General features: G+C 49.0%; 21 protein-coding genes. 6 read left to right on the forward strand and 15 right to left on the reverse strand.

Annotated elements, in window-relative coordinates; all coding sequences use genetic code 11:
- The first annotated feature begins 54 nt into the window (after nt 1-54).
- Nucleotides 55-603, forward strand: coding sequence for a gamma carbonic anhydrase family protein (locus LL912_RS14385; protein ID WP_235554269.1), 549 nt, complete (start codon nt 55-57; stop codon nt 601-603).
- Nucleotides 604-905: 302 nt separating this feature from the next.
- Here the strand turns inward: LL912_RS14385 and rsgA are convergent, their stop codons facing one another.
- Both rsgA and LL912_RS14395 read right to left on the reverse strand, forming a co-directional pair.
- The gene (rsgA, locus tag LL912_RS14390) at nt 906-1,835 is read right to left on the reverse strand and encodes a ribosome small subunit-dependent GTPase A (RefSeq protein WP_235554270.1); all 930 of its coding nucleotides are present in this window, start codon (nt 1,833-1,835) and stop codon (nt 906-908) included.
- Nucleotides 1,836-1,902: 67 nt separating this feature from the next.
- On the reverse strand, nt 1,903-2,709 hold the full coding sequence (locus LL912_RS14395; protein WP_235554271.1) for a 2,3,4,5-tetrahydropyridine-2,6-dicarboxylate N-succinyltransferase: 807 nt from the start codon (nt 2,707-2,709) through the stop codon (nt 1,903-1,905).
- 285 nt (nt 2,710-2,994) lie between these two features.
- On the opposite strand from LL912_RS14395, the gene LL912_RS14400 reads away from it, so the two are divergent.
- The 3 genes from LL912_RS14400 to LL912_RS14410 all read left to right on the forward strand — a co-directional run bounded on the left by LL912_RS14400 (nt 2,995) and on the right by LL912_RS14410 (nt 6,255).
- A complete protein-coding gene (locus LL912_RS14400) occupies nt 2,995-4,164 on the forward strand; it encodes a glycosyltransferase family 4 protein (RefSeq protein ID WP_235554272.1) in 1,170 nt (389 codons plus the stop codon).
- Nucleotide 4,165: 1 nt separating this feature from the next.
- Nucleotides 4,166-4,732: an L-threonylcarbamoyladenylate synthase gene (locus LL912_RS14405; protein WP_235554273.1), complete on the forward strand. Its 567-nt coding sequence runs from the start codon at nt 4,166-4,168 to the stop codon at nt 4,730-4,732.
- A gap of 113 nt (nt 4,733-4,845) precedes the next feature.
- Complete coding sequence (locus LL912_RS14410) at nt 4,846-6,255, forward strand: CCA tRNA nucleotidyltransferase (protein WP_235554274.1); 1,410 nt, start codon at nt 4,846-4,848, stop codon at nt 6,253-6,255.
- A gap of 76 nt (nt 6,256-6,331) precedes the next feature.
- Here LL912_RS14410 and LL912_RS14415 read toward each other — a convergent pair whose 3' ends face one another.
- The 9 genes from LL912_RS14415 to LL912_RS14455 all read right to left on the reverse strand — a co-directional run bounded on the left by LL912_RS14415 (nt 6,332) and on the right by LL912_RS14455 (nt 18,700).
- Nucleotides 6,332-7,489 carry a prolyl oligopeptidase family serine peptidase gene (locus LL912_RS14415; RefSeq protein WP_235554275.1) on the reverse strand — a complete coding sequence of 386 codons (1,158 nt, stop codon included), beginning with the start codon at nt 7,487-7,489 and terminating at the stop codon, nt 6,332-6,334.
- A 128-nt stretch (nt 7,490-7,617) separates the two neighbouring features.
- Entirely contained in the window at nt 7,618-9,153 is a 1,536-nt protein-coding gene (locus LL912_RS14420) for a PQQ-dependent sugar dehydrogenase (RefSeq protein ID WP_235554276.1), read from the reverse strand.
- 117 nt (nt 9,154-9,270) lie between these two features.
- Nucleotides 9,271-10,701 carry a Gfo/Idh/MocA family protein gene (locus tag LL912_RS14425; protein WP_235554277.1) on the reverse strand — a complete coding sequence of 477 codons (1,431 nt, stop codon included), beginning with the start codon at nt 10,699-10,701 and terminating at the stop codon, nt 9,271-9,273.
- A 262-nt stretch (nt 10,702-10,963) separates the two neighbouring features.
- Nucleotides 10,964-12,679 (reverse strand): RagB/SusD family nutrient uptake outer membrane protein, encoded by a 1,716-nt coding sequence (locus LL912_RS14430; protein ID WP_235554278.1) that lies wholly within the window; start codon nt 12,677-12,679, stop codon nt 10,964-10,966.
- 18 nt (nt 12,680-12,697) lie between these two features.
- On the reverse strand, nt 12,698-15,910 hold the full coding sequence (locus LL912_RS14435; protein WP_235554279.1) for a SusC/RagA family TonB-linked outer membrane protein: 3,213 nt from the start codon (nt 15,908-15,910) through the stop codon (nt 12,698-12,700).
- A gap of 92 nt (nt 15,911-16,002) precedes the next feature.
- Nucleotides 16,003-16,779 (reverse strand): glucosamine-6-phosphate deaminase, encoded by a 777-nt coding sequence (locus LL912_RS14440; protein ID WP_235554280.1) that lies wholly within the window; start codon nt 16,777-16,779, stop codon nt 16,003-16,005.
- A gap of 84 nt (nt 16,780-16,863) precedes the next feature.
- A complete protein-coding gene (locus LL912_RS14445) occupies nt 16,864-17,007 on the reverse strand; it encodes a hypothetical protein (RefSeq protein WP_235554281.1) in 144 nt (47 codons plus the stop codon).
- Between the two features lie 128 nt (nt 17,008-17,135).
- Nucleotides 17,136-18,296 carry an AraC family transcriptional regulator gene (locus tag LL912_RS14450; protein WP_235554282.1) on the reverse strand — a complete coding sequence of 387 codons (1,161 nt, stop codon included), beginning with the start codon at nt 18,294-18,296 and terminating at the stop codon, nt 17,136-17,138.
- A 116-nt stretch (nt 18,297-18,412) separates the two neighbouring features.
- A complete protein-coding gene (locus tag LL912_RS14455; RefSeq protein ID WP_235554283.1) occupies nt 18,413-18,700 on the reverse strand; it encodes a hypothetical protein in 288 nt (95 codons plus the stop codon).
- 161 nt (nt 18,701-18,861) lie between these two features.
- On the opposite strand from LL912_RS14455, the gene LL912_RS14460 reads away from it, so the two are divergent.
- Nucleotides 18,862-19,761, forward strand: a complete 900-nt coding sequence (locus tag LL912_RS14460) for a DUF6528 family protein (RefSeq protein WP_235554284.1) — start codon at nt 18,862-18,864, stop codon at nt 19,759-19,761.
- 179 nt (nt 19,762-19,940) lie between these two features.
- Here the strand turns inward: LL912_RS14460 and LL912_RS14465 are convergent, their stop codons facing one another.
- The 4 genes from LL912_RS14465 to LL912_RS14480 are packed head-to-tail and all read right to left on the reverse strand — an operon-like array spanning nt 19,941 to nt 24,787.
- The gene (locus LL912_RS14465; RefSeq protein WP_235554285.1) at nt 19,941-20,813 is read right to left on the reverse strand and encodes a carbohydrate kinase family protein; all 873 of its coding nucleotides are present in this window, start codon (nt 20,811-20,813) and stop codon (nt 19,941-19,943) included.
- A 56-nt stretch (nt 20,814-20,869) separates the two neighbouring features.
- Entirely contained in the window at nt 20,870-22,318 is a 1,449-nt protein-coding gene (locus LL912_RS14470) for an alpha-L-fucosidase (RefSeq protein WP_235554286.1), read from the reverse strand.
- Nucleotides 22,319-22,327: 9 nt separating this feature from the next.
- Nucleotides 22,328-23,770 carry an alpha-L-fucosidase gene (locus tag LL912_RS14475; protein ID WP_235554287.1) on the reverse strand — a complete coding sequence of 481 codons (1,443 nt, stop codon included), beginning with the start codon at nt 23,768-23,770 and terminating at the stop codon, nt 22,328-22,330.
- Nucleotides 23,771-23,812: 42 nt separating this feature from the next.
- Nucleotides 23,813-24,787 carry an aldo/keto reductase gene (locus LL912_RS14480; RefSeq protein WP_235554288.1) on the reverse strand — a complete coding sequence of 325 codons (975 nt, stop codon included), beginning with the start codon at nt 24,785-24,787 and terminating at the stop codon, nt 23,813-23,815.
- A 272-nt stretch (nt 24,788-25,059) separates the two neighbouring features.
- Here LL912_RS14480 and pyrH point away from each other — a divergent pair, with 272 nt between their 5' ends.
- Entirely contained in the window at nt 25,060-25,767 is a 708-nt protein-coding gene (pyrH, locus tag LL912_RS14485) for a UMP kinase (protein ID WP_235554289.1), read from the forward strand.
- Nucleotides 25,768-25,769 lie beyond the last annotated feature (2 nt).

Here is a 25,769-nt window from a genome sequence, read left to right on the forward strand (position 1 = left end):
CATTCCCGCATTCTCACATTTCCTTTTTGTACCTTAGCAGGAAAGCAATTTTTTATGGCTGTTATATTACCCGTAGAAGGAAAATACCCGCAGATGGGTGCGGATTGTTTTGTGGCCCCAAATGCTACCATTGTTGGTGACGTCGTTGCTGGCAATGCCTGCAGTTTCTGGTTCAATACTGTTGTAAGAGGTGATGTGAATTTCATACGCATTGGCAACAAGGTGAATATACAAGATGGGGTGGTCATCCATTGCACTTATCAGAAATGTGGCACTACCATTGGCAATAACGTTTCCATCGGTCATAATGCCATTGTGCACGGGTGTACCATACACGACAATGTGCTCATCGGAATGGGTGCCATTGTTATGGACAACGCAGTGGTACACAGCAATTCCATTATTGCCGCCGGCGCCGTGGTTTTGGAAAACACCATTTGCAGTCCGGGCAGCATTTATGCCGGAACCCCGGCCAAAAAGATCAAAGACATTTCCCAGGAACTATTGAGCGGTGAGATCGACCGGATTGCCAACAACTATATTAAATACGCCAGCTGGTTTAAAGATGCCAATGAAGCAGAGCAGCCGGTTCAGCAATCTTAAACCGTTACAGCACTGAATCGGATTCGAAGTGGCAACAGCGTATTCAAATCGCAGGGTCCTCTGTGAGAGACCCCGCTGAGAAAAATATAATGTAAAAGGGTAATCACCGCTTATAATAGTGAATGTGAAGTTTATTACAGACCCCAAAAAGCGTTGCGCCCTTGCCCCACCACGTCTTTGCGAGCAATTTTTTGGTTGGATTGAAGCGCCACATCCTTATAAGATCTGTTTAACGCCAAAAGAAAAAATCCGACGTGCGGAGCAAATTCTGACACAGCCGCTTTTACAGGGATGCCGGTTGCTTAATAGCCCTTATGTTCATTAAGACTTTCCAGGATATTCAGGTAGCTGACATAGCGCTCTTCTTTAATATCTCCATCCGCAACCGCTTGCTTCACCGCACATTTCGGTTCGTTTACATGGATACAGTTATTGTACTGGCAATCTTTGAGCCGTTCGCGCATTTCGGGGAAATAATGCGACAATTCTTCCCGTTCAAGATTTGTAATAGCCAGCTCCCGGATTCCTGGTGTATCGATGATCCGGCCGCCTTCCGGCAGGTCGTACATGGTGGCAAAAGTAGTGGTATGCATGCCCTTGCCGCTCCAGCCGCTGACATCCTGCGTTTTTATACCTTCTTGTGGCAGCAGCCGGTTAATCAGCGACGATTTTCCCACGCCGCTATGCCCGCTGATCAATGTAGTTTTACCCCTCAATAGCGTACTCAGTGTTTCCAGGCCGCTTTGTTTTTCTACACTAATTGCATATACCTGGTATCCCAGTGACTGATAAACAGCCGATAGCGCTTCGTAAGCCGTCCACTCTTTTTCCCGGTAAATATCCGTTTTATTAAACAGCAGGATCGCCGGGACGTGGTACATTTCGCAAACCACCAGGAAGCGATCGATAAACCCGCGGGAGGTACGGGGTTCTTTTAACGTAGCGATCAGTATGGACTGATCCAGGTTTGCCGCAATGATATGCTGCTGGTATTTTACACGCGGCGACTGGCGGTTGATATAATTGGAACGGGGAAAGATTTCATCAATCATTGCCGACCCTTCTGCGCCCTCTTCGGTTTCTATATTTACCCAGTCGCCTACCGCAAGCGGGTTGGTGCTGGTGATCCCATCAATTTTAAAAACGCCTTTTATCCGGGCATTGTGAAATTTCCCGGTTTCATCTTTTACGGTATACCAGCTACCGGTTGATTTATAAACTAAAGCTTTCAAAGTTTCAAGTTTAAGTTTAAGGTTCTACGTAACGTTGAACCTTAAACGTTGAACCTTAAACAAAAATTTATACGCTGATCTTGAAATCGCGCAATGCGTCGTTGAGACTGGTTTTCAAATCGGTGCTTGCCTTTCGCTTACCAATGATCAGTGCACAGTTAACATGGTACTCTCCTGCGGGGAATTTTTTTGCATAAGACCCGGGAATGACCACACTTCTTGCCGGTACCCTCCCCTTGCCTTCTATGGGAATGGAACCGCTTACATCGATAATCTTGGTGCTTTGGGTCAACACTACATTCGCTCCCAATACCGCTTCTTTCTCCACAATAACACCTTCTACCACAATGGACCGGCTCCCCAGGAAACAGCCATCCTCGATAATTACCGGGCTTGCCTGCAAGGGTTCCAGTACACCGCCGATACCTACGCCACCGCTGAGGTGTACGTTCTTGCCGATCTGGGCGCAGCTACCCACTGTAGCCCAGGTATCCACCATGGTACCTTCTCCCACATATGCGCCGATATTGACATAGGACGGCATCAGTACTACATTGGGTGCCAGGTAGGCCCCATAGCGTGCCACTGCATGCGGAACGGCCCGTACGCCGATATCTTTATAATTCTTTTTCAGCAGCATCTTATCGTAGAACTCAAAAGGAGGCACATCCCAGGTTTGCATTTTCTGGATACCAAAATACATAAGGATGGCCTGCTTTACCCACTCATTCACCTTCCATTTACGTCCATCGGGCTCGGCAACACGCAGTTCCCCTTTATCCAATGCCGCAATTACTTCATGAATGGCATCTGTATACTTACTGTCTTTTAACAATTCCCGGTTGGCCCAGGCCGCTGTAATCAAGTCTTGCATAATCCTTTTTTTGTTCGGGCAAAGATAGCGTTTTGCACTCCAGGTTTCACCTTTAAAGTTCCAGGTTTGGTTCCGTTATGCCCGAGGTGCTTGTTTGTGTAACGTTTGAGGCTTAAAGTTGAAGTTGGATCCGTTTTATGCTTGATGTAAGGCGTTAGATACCAGACGCCAGAGACTAGACATTAGATGTCTACCATCTACAGAATATCGGCGCGAGGAGGAGTCCGGAGCAGGAACGGAATTTTCATTTTCATATTTTCACATCTTCAAATTTTCAAATTAAAAATGTCTTTCTTTGCAGCTATGAATATCGGGTTCGACGCTAAAAGGGCATACCATAACAATACGGGACTGGGTTTTTTCAGCCGGGTGCTGATCCGACTGCTGGCCGATCAATATCCGGAGCATACCTATTACCTGTTTAATCCCAAGCCCGGCAAATCGTTTCACCCGGAGCAAACCAATATCCGGGAGGTGTTACCACAAACCGTATTGAACCGGCTTTTCAGCTCGGCCTGGAGAAGCCGCTGGGTGACCAGGGACCTCGTCCGCATGGACATCAACCTGTATCATGGATTAAGTCATGAGATTCCCGCCGGTCTGCCGCAAACGGGCGTCCCCTCGGTGGTAACCATCCACGATCTGTTTCCCGAGATCTACCCCGAACAGTATACGCCCATCGATGTGAAGATTTACCGGGCAAAACTGCGCTATGCCTGCAGGAACGCCACAAAAATCATGGCCATCAGTGAAGAAACCAAGCGCCATATCATAAAGATATACGGAACAGCTCCTGAAAAGATCGACGTAATTTATCAGAGTTGCGCACCTGCGTTTATGGCGGCAGAACCGGAAGAAAAAAAAGAAGCGGTCCGGCAAAAATATCGCCTGCCGGAAGCCTTCTTTCTTCATGTAGGAACGATCATCGAACGGAAGAACCTGCTGAATATTTGTAAAGCCCTGAACCAGGTTCGCAATGAAATTCCCATCCCGTTGGTAGTGGTGGGTAACGACGGCGGGTTTAAGGACAAGGTAAAGGCCTACCTGAAGGAAGTACAGCTGGAAGACCGGGTTTATTTTTTATCGGAGCAGCTGGCCCTGGCCGGGAAAAAGCCCTTTGTTGCAACAGAAGACCTGCCTGCCTTATACCAATTGGCCACGGCGATGATCTACCCTTCTTATTTTGAAGGATTCGGCATGCCGATCATCGAAGCCATGGCGGGTGGTGTGCCGGTGATTACCTCCAACACGTCCTGCCTCCCGGAAATTGCGGGCACAGCGGCCTGGTTGGTAGACCCGGACAGTCCGGAGGAAATGGCCGCCGGCTTCCGAAAGATCTACACCGATGTTGCTTTTACTGCTGATATGCGCAGCAACGGCCTGAGCAACGCACAGCGCTTCCTGCCGGAGGTATATGCCGGTGATGTAATGAAACTTTATCAATCGATTTTATAAGATGCACTCTTTTGAACAGGATATCAAACAATGCGTAACCATACTGGAACAGGGTGGGGTGATCCTTTACCCAACCGACACGGTATGGGGACTGGGTTGCGATGCTACCAATGCGGAAGCCGTTGCAAAAATCTATGCTATAAAAAAGCGCAGCGACAGCAAGGCCATGATCGTTTTAGTAACCGGTGAGCGCGATGTAATGCAGTATACGGCTGCCACCGATCTTAGTTTGTTCGACTACCTGGAAACCACGGAACGGCCAACGACCGTCATTTATGAGCACGGGATCGGTTTTGCTGAAAATCTTACGGCGGAGGACGGCAGTATTGCCATACGCATTTGCGGGGATGAATTTTGCCGGGCGCTCATCAAACGTTTTGGTAAGCCCATCGTTTCCACTTCCGCAAATATTTCGGGGGAGGCCACGCCGGCCCGCTTTGACGCCATTTCAAGTGCCATCAAAGACCAGGTGGACTATATCGTGGAGCACCGGCGCGATGATCATACACCGCACCAGCCTTCTTCCATCATTCGGTGGAAAAACGGGGAGGTTGAAGTGATCCGGTGAAGAAGCTTTCAGTCCTTAGCTTTTTAGCATTCAGCTATCAGCATTTAGCAAATGGAGCGCGATAAGAAATTAGAAATTTCAAATCAGAAACCTGAACTATCTTTGCCCGCTACATGGACATTCAGTTAAACGATAAGGAACACTACATAATAAATAAGGTAGCCGCTGCCGCACAGGAGCTGGGAATGGAAAGTTACCTGGTGGGGGGATTTGTGCGGGATAAACTACTGAACCGGCCTACGAAGGATGCAGACATCGTTACAATCGGAGACGGCATTGCGCTGGCAAAAGCCGTTGCCGCCAGATGCGAGCCGGCTCCCCAGGTTAATTATTTTAAGAATTTCGGTACGGCACATATCCATACCGCCGGTTTTGATGTGGAATTTGTAGGTGCGCGCAAAGAAAGCTACCAGCACAACAGCCGCAAGCCGGAAGTAAGTCCGGGCTCCCTGGAAGATGATCAGAACCGCCGTGATTTTACGATCAACGCCATGGCCATCAGTTTAAACAAACACAGCTATGGCCAGCTGGTAGACCCTTTTAACGGGCAGCAACACCTTCAGGACAAGATCATCATCACCCCACTGGAACCGGATCAAACCTTTTCTGATGATCCGCTGCGCATGCTGCGCGCCATCCGTTTTGCCACGCAGCTCAACTTTGAGATTGCTCCCGAAACACGGGCTTCCATTACCAAAAACAAAGACCGGATCCGGATCATATCGCAGGAACGCATCACGGATGAATTGAACAAGATCATCCGGGCGCCCAAACCTTCGATAGGATTTGACCTGCTGTATAAGACCGGGTTGCTTAAGATCATCTTCCCCAAAATGGTAGAACTGGCCGGTGCAGAATTTAAAGAAGGGATCGGACATAAAGATAATTTTTACCATACCCTGCAGGTACTGGATAATATCAGCGCTACCACCGATGACTTATGGCTGCGCTGGGCTGCGATCCTGCACGATATTGCAAAACCCGCCACCAAACGCTTTGAAGAAGGCACGGGGTGGACTTTTCACGGACATGAGATCGTGGGCGGCCGTATGGTACCCAAGATCTTTGCGCAACTCAAACTACCGCAAAATGAAAAAATGCGGTTTGTAAAAAAACTGGTGGAGCTTCACCTGCGGCCCATCAGCCTTTCCAAAGAAGACATCACCGACTCCGCCATCCGTCGCCTGTTGTTTGACGCCGGTGAGGATTTTGACGCGCTGATGCTGCTTTGTGAAGCCGATATTACCAGTAAAAACAAGAAGAAGGTACAGCGTTTCCTGGATAATTTTAAACTGGTTCGGGAACGCTGCAAGGAAGTGGAAGAAAAAGATCAGATCCGCAACTGGCAGCCGCCTATCGACGGCATCGAGATCATGCAGTTGTTCAATCTTGCACCTTCAAAACCCGTGGGCATTTTAAAAGATACTTTAAAAGATGCTATCCTCGACGGGGAGATCCCCAATACAAAAGAAGCAGCCCTGGAATTCCTGAACAAAAAGGCAAAGGAAATCGGTATTGTGTAAGCGCCAGCAGCGGCAACCTTCGAAAGAATAAAATATATCCAGTCAATCATTGCTTTTAAACATGCAGCCCGGCCTTTTATTTCTTTAGAAAGTAATCAAAAAAGAGATAAGCTATTTCGTTGGATTCATCGTTAGGATCGTGCCCGGGTCGGTTTGTCATAGCCACCCGGCTGGTATAACCCAACAAGCTATTTACCCGGACCACCTGGTTTAATGCGGTCCACCGGTCTACCGGATCCGAAGATCCGCCTGATACCAGGAATGGGCGCGGCGCCATTAAGGCCATGATCTCATGCAGATCGTATCCCTCCCGGATTAATTTTGGATAAAGTCCTTTAGCGTCCGCCGTATTTCCTCTTTTTCGCCAGGCATCTTTCCATGGAGGCGGATAGTATCCTAAATACCAGGGCTCCCAATAATTGACCGCACTTCCCCTGGTATCATCAAATACCACACCGGGGTCCGACCATACGGCACAGGCGAACTTATCGAACAGGCAGGAAGCAAACATCGCCCATTTACCCCCGAATGAATGTCCCATGATCCCGATCCGCCGATCGTCAACATAAGGTAAGCCCGACAACAGATACCACGCATTTGCTGCCGTATAAGCCAGCATCGACAGGGGTGCTACCGTTGCATTTTCTACAGAGGGGTAATAAACGGAATAGGTTCCTGCTTTTGATGCTTCAGCGGTACCCAATGACAAGGTAACATATCCTCTTTTAGCCAGTTGAAAAGCAAAATCGCGGTTGGGCTTTCCCTTTCCTATTGCGGTTTCCGGCTCATAAAATGTGGTAATCACTGCAGGCAGCCTTCCCTTTAGGCCAGGCACGCAGAGATAAGCAATGGTTTTCTCTGTTGAGGTCCAGTTAAACCGGATCCGGTATTGTGTAAAACCCGTTCTTCGGACGGTATCCAGCACTTCCATTTTTTGCGTCCTGATCAACGGTGGCCAGGGGCCCATCATCTGGTTCCATGTATTTGCGATCTCGGCCCGCCGCTGCTTCCAGGCCCGTTTGGTCAGAACCGTATCCCCATTGTAAAATCGTAATAAAGGCCGGTAGTTGCCATAGCTGTTTTTCAAATAAACAGGGGGATGAAAACAAGAGGCAATCCGGTTCCATAACGCCTGGTGATGCTGACCGTAGGTTTGAAAGGAGAAAGCGCACGAAACAACAAGCAGCGCATATAATTTTATGAAGTGAACCACCTTATTTGGTATTTGAAGCATTTATCCACAAATTTTTCATGAACGCATATTTAATAACGAACCGGTATCAAAATTATTTTTATCAATTTCCGAGCCGGGCGGTGCGACCGTGTCTCCACAAACCCTTTGAGATGGTGCAGCTCGACCTGCTACCCTTTCTTTTTTATGCCCCTCCGTTCCTGTACCGCGGTTGCCGTTATTGAATCTCGGTTGTTATCGCCCCAGCGGCTTCTTATAAAATTCAGTACCGCAGCCGCTTCCTCATTATTCAAAAATTTAAATGAAGGCATCCGGTTTGGATTGTTTCCGGTACTCTTTCCAAATAAAAACACATCGATCAGCTGCTGTGGCTGATCCAGCAAGGGCGTTGTCTGCAGTGAAGGAAACGTACCCGGACTTCCCGATCCATCTTCCTTATGGCAGCTGGCGCAGTAAACGGTATACAGTCCCATTGCATTTTCCCTGCTCACCTTTGTTTCCGGTGCTTTTCCCGGGAGCAGTTTGGCAGTGATGCGGCCCGCTTTGGTAATGCGGATGATCTTATCATCACCTGGCGCAGGCTTGCTATAGGGGTTCCAGTCGTGGTTGCTGGTGGACAGGTAAATGTCCCCCTCCGGTGATACACAAACCGCCCTTAGCCGGCCATAAAGTTTATCCAGGTAGATCATTTCTTTTACAACAGAATGGCCGTCTTTTGAAAGACTGAGCACCCGGAGATTCCGGTCTTTTAAAGACACCAGCAACAGGCTGTTCTGCCACTCGGGGATCCTAGAATGATTATAAAAAACCATTCCTGAAGGTGCGATGGTAGGCGTCCAGGACCGTAACGGGTCAATGGCACCAGTGCTGTCTGCAAAGGCTTTTTCATCCGGAAGGTCGGCATTCCCTTCAATGGCGGACCATCCAAAGTTGCCGCCCCTGCGGACCAGGTTTATTTCATCCTCTGCCGCATCCCCATGCTCCGATGTATATAGCCGGGTACTATCTGAAAATGTAAGCCCCTGTATATTCCTGAACCCTTTGGCCCAAACCGGGCTTCCGGGCACAGGGTTGTCTGCCGGAATGCTGCCGTCCACGTTAAAACGCAGGATCTTTCCCTTAAGATCTGCTGCATCCTGGGCACTGCCCTGCTGTGCTCCATCGCCGGTTGCCCAATATACTTTATGATCCGGCAATATGGCTATCCTGCTGCCATAATGCCCGCGAAAACCGGAAGCAACAGCAATGACTTTGGGCTCAATAAGCGTATCTTTCTGAACCAGGTACCGTACCAGCTTTAAACCAATGCTATCCTTTATAGCAAACGTATAGGCTGCAAATAAATAGGACCTGCCGGTTCCCGGATCCGGGGCGGAACATGCCATGCCCAGGAGACCCGCGGTGGTTTTACCTGCAACATCATTGATACGAAGCAATAATTTACGCTTCCCGCTGGCGGGATCCAACCGGTAAATGCGCCCTTCCTGTTCATTATACCAAAGCGTATGATCCGGGCCCCACATGAGCTCCCAGGGTACTTTATTATTGGTTGATAGCTCCTGTACAGCCAACACAGATGTATCCAATACAATATTAAACCGGGTCTGCGGTTCTCGCTGCACCTGCCGGCATTGAAAAAGAATAAAACTCATCGCCACGGCAAATGCTCCTGTTCCTATTTTGACACCAGCCCATCGTTTTTTCATTTTTGATCTGGTTTTTATTTCATTAATTTTTCCAGCAGCCAGCGATTCATCCGCATCCGTTGCTCCGGCACTGTAATTGTAGGGAAAACGGGATCATAAATAAAACGGATTCCTCAATCATGACACCTCTAACTTCCAGGGCTTCCGGTACTCATACGACAGTAGTTCATTAGCGTCTGCTGCGTTTGTAAATCTTTCGTTTATCGCATCCCATTCCAATCGTTTTTTTGTTTGCATGGCGATGGTGCCCAAATGTGCCATTGTTGTGGAACGATGGCCTGTTTCCAGCGTGGCCCATGGCTCTTCACGCGATTTTACACAATCCAGGAAGTTCCGTATATTACTAAAGGTGCTGCTCTTATACCCCCCCTTAGGAAGTGCCGGATCATTCTTATCCAATATAAAATCTTCCGGCTTCAGCTGCGATGGCCAGGCCTGGAATTGCCCGGGTTGGGCAGGTACAATTTTATAATCATCCTCTCCGGTATACAGGGTCCCCTTAGTGCCCCTGAGTTCAAGAAAGCCATGAGGTATAAAACTGCCACTGCTCGCTTCCAGGATCGTTACCGTTACCAAAACGCCGGACCGGAACTCGTAAGTAACATGCATGGTGTCCGGAATGGTGCGGTCATCGTCCAGCGCATAGTTCCCTCCATGTGCGCTAACGGCCACCGGCGCCTCTTCACCAATCAGCCACCGGATCAGGTCCAGGTAGTGAATGCCATTGTTCGATAACTGGTTGGCATAATCGTTCCACCAGCGAAACATATAGGGCGCGATATTGTATTGATACGGCCGGTAAGCCCGGGGTCCCAACCAACGGTCCCAGTCAAAATTCGCAGGCGGATTCTCAGGCTTCAGCTTTCCAATGCCGTTAGCAAACATATTGCTGATATGACTACAGGTGGCAAAGGTCACTTTCCCGATTTTGCCCTCCGGTATCTCTTTGGCCAGCTTTTGAAAAGTGGGTGCTCCCCGGCGGTTCAATCCAACCGTAATCACCTGCTTACTGTTTTTCCCCACGTTTACCATGGCCCTCCCTTCCTGGATCGTTTTTGACAACGGCTTTTCTACATACACATCTTTTCCGGCCTTTATGGCATCAATGGTTTGCAGCGCATGCCAGTGGTCGGGCGTAGCAATACATACAGCGTCGATACTTTTATCGTCCAATACCCTCCTGTAATCCGTATGCCGCTTTACCTGTGCAGCAAACGGCTCTCCCATTTTAGGGATCTGCCGGGGCATTGCTTTTATATAGCGAGGATCCACTTCAGCATAGTTACGTGTAATATAGGGTTTGTATACATCACATAGGGCCGCCACCTCGCAGTCCGGCTGCTCCATAAACAAATGCAATAACTGGGTTCCGCGGTTGCCTACGCCAATGAAGCCGGTGCGTACCCGGTCATTAGCCCCTATAATCCTTCGCCCGGAATCAATGAATGGCGCAGCAAACGTTGTGGTGCCCACCCCCGACACCGTTATGCCGGCCAACGCCAATGACGAGCTTTTTATAAAAGTTCTCCTTGTTGGTTGTTTTGCCATACAATTATTTTTTAGTTGAAATTCCTTGAATGCCTTTTTACAAAAGATACCGGACCTGAAACCTGCAGGGCGAACGCATAAATAGCAGCGGTATGATTGTTTCGCCATTTTTCAATTAAATTGCCACAGATGCGCAGATTTTCGGACGCGCATTCATTATAGCAAAGTTTCAAAAAATTAATTCCCCCGGTGCAGAATCAGCGGCCCCGAAAATGATGCGTCTGTTCTGTTGAAACCCGAAACCAGCAACATTGAACTTTCCTCACCATCCCGGGTTTTGCTTCAGGTTATCATTTAGTAAAATTTCGCTCTCCGGAATCGAGTTCAAATAGTCCCGGTTCAGTTTAAACCCATAGCCCGAAGGAAGGGATTTCTGGAACGGATCAAGAAACCCCTGCTCGTCTACCGGGAATGGATTTTTTGCAATCTGCGAAGCCTTGAAGCCCTTTGGCCGGGTACCTACGATCAATTCATCCGCTGCAGCCCAGCGGGCGATATCATTCCACCGGAAACCCTCAGCGGCCAGCTCTATCCTGCGCTCGCGGCGTATTTCATTGATCAATGGTGATAACTCCGGGAAATCCCATTTGGGGTCGGTAGCAATACCGGAGATCAGCAGGTTGGGCATGCCCACACGGTCGCGCAACGGTTTAATCGACTTGTCGATATCGGCCTGTGTAAGCGTGCCCAATTCAGCTTTGGCTTCTGCATAGTTAAGTAGCACTTCCGCATACCGGTAAATAATGCCGGGCGACTCTTCATATTGCTGCACATGGTATGCCATCGTGGGATTATAGCCTTTCTGAATGATATAGCCGCTGGGCGCGTTATAATCGGCTGCTGTATTGAGTTGTGCATAAGCGCCACTCCAGTTTTCAGTACTTCCATTTGGCTGAATTTTCCAAACCTGGTCGGGCGTTGCAATGGTTTGATAAAAGCGGGGATCGCGATTTTGGGCCTCCTGCGCCAGTGTATTGTACCCCATAAACTGATCATTGCCGGTAATGGGTTTGCCGTTGGCGCAGAGGTAGGCATCTGCCAGTTGCCGGGTAATGGTTCGGTTCGTTGGGGTCGTCATCCGGTAAAAGCGGTCATTCGTAAAATCCGGATCTCCACCCGTAAGGCTATTATCATATTTCCGCCAAAACATCATCTCACTATTGGTACTGTAATCCATCAGCGCAAACAGGTCTTTGTAATCGGATTGGGGTTTGCCGGTGCTGTACACACTGTATACTTTTGCATTAATCACGGCTTCGGCCGCTTCAGCTGCCTTTGTGAAATACACATCCGGTTTGGCGTTGTCTACGCCGAATGCGGTGCTGGCATGGTATTTTTCCCAGGAGCCCTCGTACAGGGCCACACGGCTTTGGATCAGCAAAGCGATCCAGCGGTTGATCCGCCCGGCTCCGGAGGTCTTATCGGTGGTCAGGTACAGGGCAGCAGAATCCAGCTGACCGATGATAAAGTCTGCTACGGCATTCCGGGGATCCCGCGGGTTAAACAACTCGGGAGAATCGACACCCAGCTCTTTTGTAACGATCTGTATCGCTCCATAACTCTGCAGCAACTTAAAATAGATCAACGCCCGGAAGAAATAAGCTTCTCCAAGGTATTGCTTATATTGATCAAGCTTGTAGTTTTTTTCCACTCTGCGGTAATTATCAAAGAAGAAATTGATCCGGCGTACATCGGTAAAACTAATGGTGCCGGAAGTAGTAACTACCCGGGTGCCCTGGAGTCGCTGGTTGGGCGTATTGGTCACCTGGTTATCGCTTTCGTAGTCGCTTCCATGATTTTCATATTTCGGGAAATTAGCCGAGCTATAGAATGAATTGATATAGGTACGCATCTGGTCAGGCGTTTCAAAAAACACATCTGACGTGGTCGCATCCAACGGTTCGCGATCCAGGAAATTTTTATTACAGGCCCCGAGCAGCAAGATTGCCGGTACCATGATGATGCAATATTTTTTCATGATATTCATAGTTACATATTAGAAGGTAAGATTCAATCCGAATGAAAGTGAGCTGGTTTGCGGGTAGATCATACCGGCGGTTTGATACCCCCCGAAACTCCTGTCTGAAGCGATCATCGTTTCAGGATCAAACACCTTGGGCACACTGGTGATCAGCAATAAATTTTCCCCTGAAAGATATACCCGGAGGTTGCTGATCTTAACCCTGCGCAGGAGATCTGCCGGCAATGTATACCCCAGCTGAACGTTCCGAAGCCGCAGGTAGGCAGCGTTCAGCAGGTACCGGCTTTGTACCAGCCGGTTCTTATTGGTTTCTGCCGTAAAATAGGGTTTGGCCAGGTAGGCGTCGGTATTGGGCCCCAGGATATTGGTCTCATCGGCGGGGCGCCAATAGTCCAGGTTGGGTGAGTTTTTAAAAACGGCAGACCCGCCCCAGGCGGTGGTCAGACCCCAGAACACCGGCGAATCCGTACCTGGGTAATAATCCTGTTTTCCAACGCCCTGCCAGAACATCGAAAAATCAAACTGCCGCCAGTTTACTCCACCGGTGATACCGATATTGTACCTCGGCTGGTTATTACCGATCACCACCAGGTCTCCATGATTACTCAGTGACCGCTGGCCATCGTTAATAATGCCGTCGCCATTCACATCCTTATACTTCATATCGCCCGGGCCCCAGGTGCTCCAGTATTTGGATTGATCGGCCATGGGCTCACCCTCGCGCTGGATCAACCCGTCGCTGACAAGACCCCAGATCTCCCCCACCTGTTTGCCCCTATACCAGGTATCAATGCCCTCCTTATCATTACGGTATTGAAGGATCACGGAGCGGTTATCACCGAAGCTAACACTGGCATTATAGCCAAAGCGAGGCGATACCTGATCCTTCCATGATAACACCAGCTCAAATCCTGTGGTCGACAGCTTCGCATTGTTCGTGGGCGGAGCCGTTGCCCCGATCTGGTAAGGCAGGCTAAGGGCGGGCCCCACCATATCATCCGTTATCCGTTTGTACCAGTCGGCTGTCAGGTTCAACCGGTTATTCAAAAATGCCGCATCGATCCCCGCGTTAAAGGAGGTAATGGTTTCCCAGGTCAGATCGGCACTTTTCAGCAAAGGAACATTGGCAAAGGGCGGCCGCACACCGTCAATGATCCAGTTCAGCTGACTGCCCGTGGGTATCGTGGCCAGGTACCGGTAGTTTTGTTCATTTAGCAAGCCGGTTGAAATAATATTCTGATTACCTAACGCTCCGTAGGAGGCCCTTAATTTCAGGGTATTCACATATGCTTTGATGGGCTCCCAAAAACGCTCCTTTGAAATGGCGTACCCAATTGCACCCGCGGGGAAAAAGCCCCATCGCTTTCCTGGCGCAAACCTGGAAGACCCGTTATACCGGGCACTGAATTCGATAAGGTACCGTTCATCAAAGTTATAGTTGAGCCTGCCAAACACCCCCTGCGTAGCCCAATGATAGATCTGGTCGCTTACAACCCGCGTCCCCAATGAACCGCTGATGGAGGGCACATCTACATTGACCAGGTTGGCACCGGATCCGCTCAGCCCCGTATAATACCGGTATTCCTGTTCATAACCCGCCAGCGCTTTAAAATAATGCCTGTTTACTTTCCGCTCATAGGATGTAGTTCCATTGATCAGGGTATAAATGTTTTGGGAAAATGCCGATGCATAGCCTGCAACGGGTTTTCCTATATTGGCAAACTGGCCGGTGCCCAGTTCAACAGGAACCGGCCTCGGGTTGGAAGTGCTCCGGTAGCCCTGGTTATTGTAGTTATAAGATAAAATAGTCTTCCAGCCTTTAACAGGCTCCAGTTCGCCGCCCAGGGTGATGAAAAAATCATTCGTATATCCCTTGTCACGCCCGGTGCCCTGCAGGTACCGTACCAGCGGGCTTTGCACCGTACCGTTGATATTATAAAACGGCATCATGGGTGCAAAGGTCAGCAGCCCGTTAAAGAAATGTTCGCGCCCTACGGTCGTATAGCCAATGGGGTAATCGGTTTTTCCCGAGGCATACTTGACACTGGAGTTGAACTTCAGCCAGGAAGTGATCGTGGTATTATAGTTACCGATGAAGTTAACCCGTTTATAGCTATCGTTGCCCCACTCGTACAATCCATTCTCGTTTACGTACCCGCCTCCAAGCCAATACTGGTTGCGGTCATTGCCTCCGGAAACATTGAGATTGTGTTTTTGATTGAAGGCATAATCGCGCATCAGAAGGTGCGGCCAGTCGTTATTGGCATTTCCATCCCGGCGGCCACCAAATAAATTATCAATCGGTTTATCCGGGTTATACTCATATGGGTAGGCGCCATTGATATAATCCTGAATTCGTTTCATTTGCTCCTCGCTGTACACAGCGGTAGCCTTCGCATTGGCCGCCGCCTGGTTGTATGCGGTAGCCCAGGTATAGGAGTCTACAAAGCTGGGTAAGCGAACGGGGCTGTTCCAGGACAGGTTGTTGGTATACTGAATATTGACGCCGCCGGTCCTGCTGCCTTTTTTAGTGGTGATCAGGATCACTCCAAAGGGGGCCCGCGATCCATAAATAGCAGATGCCGAAGCATCTTTCAGTATGGAAACACTTTCTATAGCCTCCGGATCTACATTGTTGATGTTCATTTCCACTCCATCTACCAGGATCAATGGTGAAGCATCCCCCTGGATGGACCCCATTCCCCGGATGTTCCAATTGGCAGCGGAGCCCGGCTCGCCGCCCCGCATATTCATCGAAATATTGAGGTTGGGCGAAGCGCCTTTTATCAGATCGCCCACATTATTGGCCGCACGATCTTTCAACCGCTCACCGGAAATCACATCAACAGCGCCCGTAAGATTACTTTTCTTCTGCGTTCCATACCCTACCACCACTACTTCATCCATCGAAGTTTTTGACAATTTCATCACCACATCTATGGTGGAAGATGCGCCGGTCCCAACCCGTACCGTATCCATGCCTACATAGGTAAACAGCAGCGTAACTCCCGGACCAGTCTTAATGGCATACCGGCCGTTCTGATCCGAAAGAATGGCATTGGTGGTACCCTCCACGTTTACGGTAACGCCATCCAATGGCGCATTACTTCCTTCCTGTGTAATGGTACCGGTAATGGTTTTTGTTTGCGCCTGCACCCGAGCGAGGGTTGCTCCTGCAAGCAAAAAACAAAGCAGCAGGCTTACAGACAGCAGGTTTCTTTTTTTCATGAGTAACAAATTTTTGTTAAGTATTCGTTCATTCTTTGTTCTTTAGCAAGCGCAATGCGGCAATCCGTTTATGAATCCTGCCGCGTCCGAAGTCAGCCCGGCTCAAACAACCGTTCATCCAGCAACCGGGCGCTCGCTTCATCCAGGAACATGAACACTCCCGGATGTGTTCTTAAAATAGTGGATGGATATTCCGGGCTTATTTTTTTGTAGAACGTATTGTATACGGCCGCCGCTTTTGAAGCAGCAGGAACCGTACAGTACAAAAAGCGGCCTTTCATCAATGCGGGAATGGTGACGGTTAGTGCCCTGGCCGGCACATCAGCTAAGGCGCTAAAACAACCATCATTCACCTGCTGCTGTCTGCAGACACCATCCAACGTCACTATTTTAACGGTTTTCATGTCCTCAAAATCCGCCACAGGCGGATCGTTAAAAGCCAAGTGCCCGTTTTCACCAATACCCAGGCAAACAATATCCGTAGGGTGTTCATGGAGTAGCCGGGTATAACGGGCACACTCGCCTTCCGGGTCGGGTACGTTACCATTCATATAGTGAACGGTTCGCAACGGTACGCGGCCAAACAGCCGGTATTGCAGAAAATGTCCAAAACCCTGCGGCGCATCAGCCGGCAACCCTATATATTCGTCCATGTGAAAGACATTAATACGCGTCCAGTCAATATCCTGCAATAACAGGGCGGCCAGGAATTCGTTTTGAGAGGGCGCCGCTGCAAAAATGATGTTAACCTCTTCCTGCTGTTGTAGCAGCCGGCCGATTTGTGAGGCTACGGCCAATGCGGCCGCCAAGCCCATCGCCTGACGCGTGGCATATTTTTTTACCCGCATCATTCTGTTGACGTCTTCCATTTCTTATTGATTCAATTAAATAAGCATTGCAGCACCCAGGCTTATAAGCCGGCCTCCTCACACAGGCACGTAAAATACCCGTTCTTATTCCTTTGTTGAGTATCCATTTCCCGAAGCCAGTACCTCCCTATTAACAGGCCAGTCCCCGGTGCCTACCTTGTCGTTGCTCACAAAGGCATGCATTTCTACATCCATTCTTCTATAAGAGGTGCGTCCGGTATAGGGCATTTCATATAATGATTTCCATTCGTAATGGGCAAAAACAATCGCGTCCCGGGCGTCTTGGTTAAAATTAAACTACCCGTTCTGTATCCCTTGAGCGGATCCCGCAATCATTGTTTCAAAAAACGCAAATTTTATTTAAGGAATGCGAATTTCTTCTGGTAGTCTGTAGGCGTGTAGCCCTTCATTTTCTTAAAGATGCGCGAAAGATTCCTTGAATCGTTGAAGCCAGATTGAATGGCCAGGTCCAGCAGTGACCGTTCGGGCTGGGCCAATAAAAGATCGGCAAAATAGTCGATCCGCAGTTTTAATATGAACTGGTAAAGCGAAATGTTCATTTCTTTTTTAAACTTGGTTTCAAGGCTTCTCCTCGAAAGCGGCACTTTCCGTGTGAGCGCCTCAATCGTAATAGGCGTGGTAAAAGAGGTTTCGATATAACGAAGTATTTCCTGTATATACTGATTGGTCACATTGTATTTTTCTGTAGATCTCCTTAAATCAAAACGCACCGGGTTTACCACAATATTGCGGGGGGCGGTGTGCGCTTTTGTAACCAATTGATGCAGGACCCTTCCGGTTTCGTACCCACCCTTTTCCACGTCTAATTCTATGGATGAAATGGGTGGATCGGACAAATTACAGATCAGCTCGTCGTTATCCACACCAAGCAGGGAGATTTCTTCCGGAATGGCAATGCTGTTCAGTTTACAGGTCAGTGACACCTGCAAGGCAAAATGATCGTCGCAGGCAAAAAGTGCAACGGGCTTTGGAAGCGAAAGTAGCCACTGATCCAGCTTTTCATGACTGCTGCCCCACTCTTCCCCGTTCAATGCTTCGGTTTCAAAATAATAAAAGTTCCCCCCGTTTTTTTCAACCTCCGCTTTATACCCTTCTGCACGCTCCATTGACCATACCACTCCTTTATTTCCATAAAATGCAAAGTTGCGGTAGCGGCGTTGCAGGAAGAACCGGGCGGCAATCATACCGGTACCCCTGTAATCTCCGGTAAGGTTCGAAAAACAGGAGCTTCTCATTTTATAGTTTTGTACAATTACAGGAACCTTCAGGCATTTGAGAAAGCTGGTACCTTCTCCGTCGCCATGTGCGATGACGGCATCTGCTTTCCATTTCCTTGCCCACTTTAATATGCCTTCCTTACCGTGCAGTGTTTTGTAATACGAGGGCAGCCGGTAAAACAGCCAGGGGCCATAGTCTTTGGAATACTGTACCAGGCCCCGCAGCAGGCGCCTGCTGAACTTACTGGAGTGGTCTATTAATAATAATATCCTGATCAATTTACGATAAATATTTTTTTACCCTGCCAGAGAATTCAATTTATGTTTTGCAGCAGGCCGGAGCCTGCAACCCGCAGCCCGTGCAATTCCGTTATCCGCACCAGGCGACCAGGGAATCAGGCCCAGCGCTGCATCAGCAACTCAAGCTCCTCTTCATAAGATTGGGCGGGCATAACAGCACCTGCGCGGCGGTACCAGTAACTGGCATTCCATTCATCGCCTTCTACCCGGTGCAGCCAGGCATGCAGCCGGTCAAAGTCGGGTTCCCCCTCATGATCCTGGGCCACCTGGTGCGCTGCTTCCCAGTTACCTTTTGCAGCATACCAAAGGCCCTGCTGCAGGGAGCTGAAACTGGTCGGCGGCGCATCGGATAGTAATGATGTTTTAAATTCTTTATACGACATTTTAGCTGTTTTTGACCTATCAAAAGTACCGGTTTCAACGTCTTTAAACAATAGCAGGCACTGCCCTGTATGATCCTGCCGAAAATTTGACCCGCATCTGCTTATGCCCTAACTTTAGCGTTTTATCAATATACCACATCACAAGTCCTTTCAAAGAAATTATGAAAACGATACGTTCCGTTTACGTCCTGCTTATTTTTTCCCTGTTGACCAACTCCTGCACTTCAAAAACCACAACAGTATCCGGAGATGCGGACCTTGTGGTATGCGGAGACGATAAGGTATTGCTGCTAAACAGCCGGAAATCAGTAACCACACCCGCCATTACCTGGCGCTGGCAGGTTTCGGAAGCCGGTACACTGCCTGCTGCATACCGGAAATGGATGGTGCCCCTGGACGAATGCAAGCCGGTAAAGAACCGGTCGGCCCTGCTGCTTACCTCATCCGGCGGAGGAGTACTGTTGCTGGATATTAAAACCCGCAAACCGCTTTTTTACGCACATGTGCCCATGGCGCATTCCGCCGCCTTGCTGCCAGGAAACCGGGTGGTGGTGGCCCTTTCCACGCACCCGCAGGGCAATAGTATTGAGCTCTATGCCGTGGATCAGCCGGAGCGTCGCCTGTTCAGGGATTCGCTTTATTCGGGCCATGGTGTGGTTTGGAACGAAAAATACAAGCGGCTTTTTGCATTGGGCTTCGATGAACTACGGGCCTATTCTTTAAAAGACTGGGAAGGATCAAGTCCGAAACTGCAACTGGAAGAACACTGGAAGCTCCCGTCGGATGGCGGGCATGATCTGTCTGCGACCGACGCTGAAAACATGATCGTTACCACGCATCATCATGTGTATACGTTTCATATTCCCGCTGACCGTTTTAGCGAATTTGAACCTTTAAACGGCAGGGAAAATATCAAGTCTGTCAATTACAATCCCCAAACCAAACGCCTGTTATTTACCCAGGCGGAAGAAAGCTGGTGGACCTATCATATTTACCAGCAGAACCCCAACAGGACCATTACAATACCGGATATAAAACTCTATAAAACGCGCTTTTTTTGAGAAGCGGTTTGGAAATGCACCATGCCCTCCCAGGCCTACGGTTCTCTGGTTGATGTGGTCGTCCTGCACCGCGAACTAAAGTTTAGGTTGGCAGGGGCGATTGCTCTTACACCGTTCCGGATCTCATAAACAGTATGGCTTCCACATTTCCATATTCCCATTTCCAAATTATCTAACTTTTATATTGCGCCGGCATCGTAATCGGGGCAGGCACCTTTTTGCGTGGCAATAAAAGCGCCCAACCTGCAGGCAAACTCCAGCGCAGCTTCCGGGCTGCTACCTTTTTGCAACCTGGATAAAAAGCCCGCCAGAAAGGCATCGCCGCTGCCCACGGTATCTACAACCGCCACTTCGATCCCCGGGTGTTCATAAAAAGCTCCATCGGTGTAATAGGCTGCCCCATCGGCGCCCCGCGTGATCATGATATCCCGGATGGAGAACCGGCGTCCCAACGCCGCTGCCTGTTCGCGCGTATTACCGGCAAAATGATACCAGCCACTGAGCAATTCCAGTTCGTTCTCGTTTAATTTTAAAACCGTAGCCTTATCCAGTAAGGCTTCAATGATTTCCTGCGTAAAATGTGGCGGACGCAGGTTGATATCCATGATCCTTGTTTTTGCTTGGGATAACAGGCTAAACAGGGTTTTGCGCGAATGTGCATTGCGGGCTGCCAGGCTCCCGAAAATAAACAACGCTGATGTCGCTACCGTTTCCGGCACACCTTCTGTAACATCAATAAAATCCCAGGCGACCGGAGCAATAATATCATATAGCATCTCGTAGTTTTTCCCGGGCGTAGCCAGCACCTTCCCGGTTGGATGGATGCTGTCGGTTTGGATTAACGTCGTATCCACATGATGCGCTTCCAGGAAACGGATCAACCGCTCCCCTTCTTCATCCGCGCCTTTTTTTGAGAGCACACCGGTGCGGATACCCAGTTGATTCAGATGGTATGCTACATTCATGGGTGCTCCGCCCGGCTCTGAACCATCCGGCAGCACATCCCAGAGAATTTCACCAAAGCAAACTGCCGTAAAGGTTGGTTCCGTCATAACATGCTATGTTTCTCATTTAACGCGCAAAGTTCATACCAGCAACAACAATACCGCTAATACACGGCCAGGTTTGAGATCAACGGGCATGCTTTTGCATCGGCAATGCGTACGCGCAGCTTCCTGGTTGATATGGGGTCGATCTTTAAAATCCGTTTGTATCCGATCGTGGTTCCTGAAGCGATCTCCTTCCAGCTTCCGTTTATAGCTGCTTCTATTGTAAAACTGCGTACCCGCTGGCCTAGTGCAATGTATTCCTGCAACAGGATATAGCTGATCTTTTTTTCCGAAAGGAGATGTATTTCTATTTCACCTGATGTGATCCCGTCATCTGTAGCCCAGTATGTATTATTATTTCCATCCGTGATCTTTGCGCCATTGTAAGCGGCCGCATTGCCCCGGGTATTGCTTACCACTACTTTTGCATTTTTTGCCAGGTTGCTGGTCAGCCGTTCATCCAGTAATTTTTTAAACCCTTGCAGGGAGGCTACATCCGTGGGATGAAAAACACCATTGCGGTCAGGGGGTATATTCAGCAGCAGGTTTGATCCCCTTCCAACGGAGCTCAGATAGATCTCAAAGAGTTGCTCGGGGGTTTTTACTTTGCTATCTTCCGAAGCATGATAAAACCATCCCGGGCGAATGGAAACATCCACCTCAGCCGGAATCCACCTGGTGCCATCGGCAGACCCGGTATTGAGCAACTTTTCAATACCAGCCTTGCCTGCATACAGGGTATCCGGAGTAATGCTGTTCCAATTGGTTTCGCCGGCTATGCCTCGTTCATTGCCTACCCAGCGGATATCGGGGCCTGCATCGCTAAAGAATAACACCTGGGGCTGCATGCTGCGCACCAGCTTTAAAGTAGTGGGCCAGTCATAATACGTAGCACCGTTGATCTTCCGTTTTTCCCTTGTTCCACCATAATAGCCGTCGCCTCCATTGGCACCGTCGAACCACATTTCAAAGATGGGACCATAATTGGTAAACAGTTCTTTTAACTGGTTGCGATAATAAGTAATATAAGAGGGCGTTCCGTAGTCTGAGCGGTTCCGGTCCCAGGGCGACAGGTATACGCCAAACTTCAATCCCGCTTTCCTGGCGGCATCGCTGGCCTCTTTTACCACATCACCCTTACCATTTTTCCAGGAACTGTTCTTAACAGAATGCTCGGTGTATTTGCTGGGCCAGAGTGTAAAGCCATCATGATGCTTGGTGGTAAGGATCATGGCTTTAAAACCGGTTTGTTTCAGCACCGATGCCCATTGGCCGGCATCTACCTTTGTTGGGTTAAAGATCTTTGGATCCTCATCGCCAAAGCCCCATTCTTTATCGGTGAACGTGTTGGTGGTAAAATGGATAAAGGCATAGGTTTCCAGCTGGTGCCAGGCCAGTTGCCGGGCAGAAGGTACAGGATGCACCGGTGCCGGAGGTGGTACCTTTTGACTGAAGCCGCATACCCATAACCCCATACAAAAAAATGAGCTGATTACAATTTTCTTCATATCCTGTTTTTAGTCATTTACAAAAGAAAAAGCCAGTGCTGCTGTCTGGTTCATCGTCTTTAGCTTCGCAGGCACCTGAAGTGTTACCAGATCTCCGGTTACTGTCCATTTCACTTTTTCCCCGGTTGCAACCGACCGTATCACCGATCCTTTCCGCGGAAGGTTGCCCTGCCATTGGATCGATACCGGCAGTTCCGGCTCCTGAATCAATGTTATGGCATAGGTGGTTTTTCCGTCTTTCGAACGGGTAAAGTAGGTTTGGCCACTGTGATACTGCTCAATGGACCGGGTATTATAAATGGCCGCACCGTTTTCTTTCAGCCACCGGCCGATCTCGTTCAACCGGGAAACCGCTTCAGCTGTTAAGGTTCCATCTGCCTGCGGCCCCACACCCAATAATAGGCTGCCCCCTTTGGCCACAATTTCCACCAGCGTATGGATCACTTTCGATGCCGGCTTCAGCCGGTCGCCCGGTACATACCCCCAGGCACCGCCCAGGGTCATACAGCTTTCCCAGGGATTGTTGATCCGGTGATCCGGCACCCGCTGCTCCGGTGTCTGATAATTTTCATAGGGGCCATGAACGGTACGATCCACCATCAGGATGCCCGGCTGCGCTTCCCGGGCCATGGCTGCGATCTTTGGCATATCGATATCCTGCCCCGATTCCGGGATCCGCATCCCCCATGCCCGCACCTCTTCTGTTACTGTGGAGATGGGCCGTACCCATCCTCCATCCAGCCAGAGAATGTCCATACGCCCATAATTATGCATCAGCTCACTGATCTGGCTATAAGTGAAGTCTTTAAATTTCTGCCATCTCCAGGGAAACTTTTTGATATCATAATTCACATTCCGGTCCGGCGTTGCATACATCGGCCACCAGTAGTTCTCATTATGCCAGTCGGGCTTGGAAAAATAGGCCCCGATCATAAAGCCTTGTTTGCGGAATGCATCAAATACATATTTTGCCACATCGGCTTTGGGATTGTTTGCAAACGGGCCGTTGGAGATCTTAAAATCCGACTGTTTGGTATCAAACATATTAAACCCGTCATGATGCTTGGTGGTAAACACCAGGTACCGCATGCCGGCGGCTTTTGCGGCAGCAGCCCACTGATCGGGATTGAACCGAACGGGATTAAAATCTCTCCTGAGTCCCCAATACCACTGTTTATAAGTATCATAGGGAATCGTGCTGTCGCGCCCGATCCAGTCTTCCGAACAAATGGACCAGGATTCTATAATACCCGGCACCGCGTATAAGCCCCAGTGGATGATCATTCCGAACTTCTGATCCTGCCACTGATCCAGTTTTTGTTTTACAAGCGGATCTGTAGGCCACTCATACAGGGTCGATTGTTGATGGATACCCTGCTCCTGTGCACCGGCCGTTGTACACAAGCACCATATACCTGCAAGCCCTGCCGCCTTTTTTATTTTCCTCCACATAACAGCAATCATTCTTATTTATTGGTTAATGTATCCGGTTGCTTATGCCACCAGCCAGCTTTCGATCTGCGCCAAATCGGCTCTGGATAGTTTTATTTGTAAGGCCCCTGCGTTTTCTGCAGCCTGTGCTGCATTCCGGGCCCCGGCCAGTGCAGCTGCAACCGCCGGCTGGTGAAAGGTCCAGGCCAGCACCAGCTGTGCTACAGACACCTGGTAACCAGATGCCATTTCTGCCAGGTGTGCTGTAAGCCGGGCCACCTTGTCCATATCAAATTGTTTAAAATAATTATTCCGGTGATCATCTTCTGCAAAACGGTATGATGCATTGTATTTCCCCGTAAGAAGCCCCCGCTCCATCGGACTATAGGCAATTACTGAAAGCCCGTTTGCAAGCGCATAAGGTACCACATCCGTTTCAATTTTTCGTTTTAACATGCTGTAGGGCACCTGATCCGAAGCCAGTTTTACGGTTTGTTCCGCTTCCGCCAACTGCGCGCTGTTATAATTACATACTCCAACGGCTCTTACTTTTCCTTCATCCAGCATTTTCTGCATGGCTTCCATCGTTTCGCTGATGGGCGTTGTACGGTCGGGCCAGTGCAGCTGAATCAGATCGATATAATCTGTCTGCAACCGTTTTAAACTGATCTCTACTTCCCTGATCGCATTTGCATATCCTCCATACTTATAAATTTTTCTTGGAACCCCGGCATTGTCCTTTCGCTCAAAAGCAAAATCACCCTTCTCCATGTCCCATACCATACCAAATTTTGTGAGGATCTGCAATTTGCTGCGGTCATAGCCCTTTATGGCTTTACCCACCAGTTCTTCACTATATCCCATTCCATAAACGGGTGCCGTATCAATAGAAGTGATGCCGTTGTCGATCGACACTTTAATGGCCGCCAGCGAATCAGCTTCTTCATTACCTCCCCACATGGCACCGCCAATGGCCCAGGCGCCTAGTGTAATGGCCGTTATCGAAACATCGCTCGTACCAATCTTATTTTTTGTCACAACTTCATTCATATACTAAAAAAGGCCTAAAATGCTATGGAGTGAAGGTACAATCATTCTGATAAAAACGCCCGGTAAACAGGGAAAAGGATGCATTCTTTTTTCTCCTTTTTATAGCTTTTTTTACCCTACTGTGTAATGCCGGCGGATTCCATACGAGGCCGCGCAAAAAAACTTTTATACTCACAACCAGAAATAACCCGTAAGAAATTTTATCTGAAACAGTATCTTCGCTGCGTCAAAATAGTCACCTTCATTCAAAAAGAATATTCATGCCTAAGTATAAAAGGATCCTGCTGAAACTCTCCGGGGAAGCATTGATGGGAAACAAGAATTTTGGAATGGATTCCGATGTCATTTCGCAATATGCCCGTGAAATCAAATCCGTAACAGACCTTGGTGTGGAAGTAGCGCTGGTAATTGGCGGCGGAAATATTTACCGGGGCATGAACGAGGCCGAAACCGGCATCGAGCGTGCGCATGGTGATTATATGGGCATGCTGGCAACCGTAATCAACGGAATGGCTCTGCAGGCCGGACTGGAAAAAACAGGTCTGTTTACCCGGTTACAGAGTGCCATAAAAATGGAACAGATCGCTGAGCCTTATATTCGCCGCAGGGCCATCCGTCACCTGGAAAAAGGGCGTGTGGTGATCTTTGGTGCCGGTACCGGAAACCCTTATTTTACCACTGACACTGCAGGCTCCCTTCGGGCGATTGAGATCAATGCCGATGTGATTTTAAAGGGCACAAGGGTAGACGGTGTATACACGGCTGATCCTGAAAAAGACCCTACCGCCACAAAATACGAAGAGGTTACGTACCAGGAATGTCTGACAAAGAACCTCCGGATTATGGATATGACCGCTTTTACCCTTTGCATGGAAAATAACCTGCCCATTATCGTATTTGACATGAATAAAACAGGCAATCTGAAAAAGCTGGTTGACGGAGAAAAAGTAGGAACATTGATTCACTAATC

The organism is Niabella agricola (assembly GCF_021538615.1).
GTDB lineage: Bacteria > Bacteroidota > Bacteroidia > Chitinophagales > Chitinophagaceae > Niabella > Niabella agricola.